This window comes from Howardella ureilytica (assembly GCF_054657495.1).
The window spans coordinates 1-2969 of record NZ_BAAHYP010000023.1; the positions used below are offsets into that span (position 1 = coordinate 1).

1 rRNA gene is annotated in these 2969 nt (G+C 49.3%); it reads right to left on the bottom strand.

The features are described 5' to 3' along the window. A 23S ribosomal RNA gene (locus ACYQ1N_RS07535) occupies positions 1-2836 on the bottom strand; the annotation flags it as partial. Between the last annotated feature and the right edge of the window lie 133 nt (positions 2837-2969).

Genomic DNA, 2969 nt, shown 5'->3' on the forward strand with positions numbered 1-2969 from the left:
ACCTCTGTCCTATCTACCTCGTAGTCTACAAGGAATCTCTCTACTTAACGTATTGGATAACTCATCTTAGGGGGGGCTTCACGCTTAGATGCTTTCAGCGTTTATCCTTTCCGGACTTGGCTACTCGGCTATGCACTTGGCAGTACAACCGATACACCAGTGGTCCGTACATCCCGGTCCTCTCGTACTAGGGACGGCTCCCTTCAATTATCCCACGCCCACGCCGGATAGGGACCGAACTGTCTCACGACGTTCTGAACCCAGCTCGCGTACCGCTTTAATGGGCGAACAGCCCAACCCTTGGGACCTGCTACAGCCCCAGGATGCGATGAGCCGACATCGAGGTGCCAAACCACTCCGTCGATGTGAACTCTTGGGAGTGATAAGCCTGTTATCCCCAGGGTAGCTTTTATCCGTTGAGCGATGGCAATCCCACTTTCTTACCACCGGATCACTAAGTCCTAGTTTCCTATCTGCTCGGGCCGTCACCCTCGCAGTTAAGCTCCCTTCTGCCTTTGCACTCTTCGAATGGTTTCCGTCCATTCTGAGGGAACCTTTGAGCGCCTCCGATACCCTTTCGGAGGCGACCGCCCCAGTCAAACTCCCCACCAGGCATTGTCCCCCACCCAGTTTCATGAGTGTAGGTTAGAAAATCAATATAACAAGGGTGGTATCCCAACAGCGACTCCGTATAAACTGACGTCCATACTTCTCAGTCTCCCACCTATCCTGTACATGTCATATCAATCTCCAGTGCCAAGCTAGAGTAAAGCTCCATGGGGTCTTTCCGTCCTGGCGCAGGTCGCCAGCATCTTCACTGGCATTTCAATTTCACCGGGTGTATTGTCGAGACAGTGCCCAAATCATTACGCCTTTCGTGCGGGTCGGAACTTACCCGACAAGGAATTTCGCTACCTTAGGACCGTTATAGTTACGGCCGCCGTTTACTGGGGCTTGGATTCAAAGCTTCGCTTGCGCTAACCTCTCCTCTTAACCTTCCAGCACCGGGCAGGCGTCAGCCCATATACTTCACCTCTCGGTTTCGCATAGACCTGTGTTTTTGCTAAACAGTTGCTTGGGCCTATTCACTGCGGCTGATGTATCCATCAGCACCCCTTCTCCCGAAGTTACGGGGCATTTTTGCCGAGTTCCTTAACAATACTTCTCCCGTCGACCTTAGGATTCTCTCCTCATCCACCTGTGTCGGTTTGCGGTACGGGTACTGCATACACTATAGTGACTTTTCTTGGCAGTTTATTCAGCTCTTTCGGTACTTCTGTTTTTCCCTATCGTTTGTATCCCTATCCTTCCGTTAAGGTGTTTGCCCCTAACCGGACCTCTACAAACAATCAAGTTCCTTCACTTGACTCACCTCTTTAAACCGCGTCCTCACAGTTCTGATATACAGTAGTGCAGGAATATCAACCTGCTGTCCATCGACTACGTCTTTCGACCTCGCCTTAGGCCCCGACTAACCCAGGGAAGACAAGCTTTACCCTGGAAACCTTGGATATTCGGTCCTGAAGATTCTCACTTCAGTCTCGCTACTCATTCCGGCATTCTCTCTTCTTAGCCCTCCACTGCTCTTTATCAGTACAGCTTCTACGAACTAACAACGCTCCTCTACCGATTCTTACGAATCCCTGAGCTTCGGTGTAGTGTTTTAGCCCCGTGTATTTTCGGCGCATCACCTCTCGACTAGTGAGCTGTTACGCACTCTTTCAATGTATGGCTGCTTCTGAGCCAACATCCTAGCTGTCTATGAAGTCACACATCCTTTCACACTTAACACTACCTTTGGGACCTTAGCTGCAGATCTGGGCTCTTTCCCTTTTGACCATCCGACTTATCTCATATGGTCTGACTCCTTCTCATCATCTAACTGCCATTCGGAGTTTGATATTCTTCGGCAAACTTTGACGCCCCCTAGGAAATTCAGTGCTCTACCTGCAGTAGACTAAAGAAAGGCTAGCCCTAAAGCTATTTCGAGGAGAACCAGCTATCTCCGAGTTCGATTGGAATTTCTCCCCTACCCACAAGTCATCACCACCTTTTTCAACAGATGTGTGTTCGCGCCTCCATTGCCTCTTACAGCAACTTCACACTGCTCATGGGTAGATCACCCGGTTTCGGGTCTACACATACAGATCTTCGCGCTTTTAACGCTCGCTTTCACTTCGGCTCCGGACCTCTTAGCCCTTAACCTACCTGTATGCGTAACTCGCCGGACCGTTCTACAAAAAGTACGCAGTCGCACTTTAACGTGCTTCCACAGTTTGTAAACACAAGGTTTCAGGTTCTCTTTCACTCCCCTCCCGGGGTCCTTTTCACCTTTCCTTCACAGTACTATTACTCTATCAGTCACCGGTTAGTATTTAGCCTTACGGAGTGGTCTCCGCTCGTTCATACGGGATTCCTCGTGTCCCGTACTACTCTGGATACTGCCGGCTTCTCTCGGATTTCGATTACGCGACTCTCACGCCTATCGTTTGTCTTTCCATACAATTCATCTATCCTTGATCTTGCCTTATGGCAGTCCTAACCCCATACACTTACATGCATGGTTTGGGCTCTTTCCCGTTCGCTCGCCGCTACTTAGGAAATCGATGTTTCTTTCTCTTCCTGAAGCTACTTAGATGTTTCAGTTCGCCTCGTTCCCCCTGTATACCTATGGATTCAGTATACAGTACTTAAGGTTCTCTTAAGTGGGTTCCCCCATTCGGATATCTGCGGATTAACGGATATTTGCTCCTCCCCGCAGCTTTTCGCAGCTTGTCACGTCCTTCATCGGCTTCCGGTGCTTAGGCATCCACCTTGTGCTCTTGTTTACTTGACCTTTTATAAAACTTCCCCGCAAAACCTTTCGGCTTTGCGTTCTATTTTATCCTTGATGACTCAACCTAGCGTAGTCTCGTCACCAAGCATTGATGTCTTTCTTATCATATGCAGTTTTCAAGGAACAATCATAG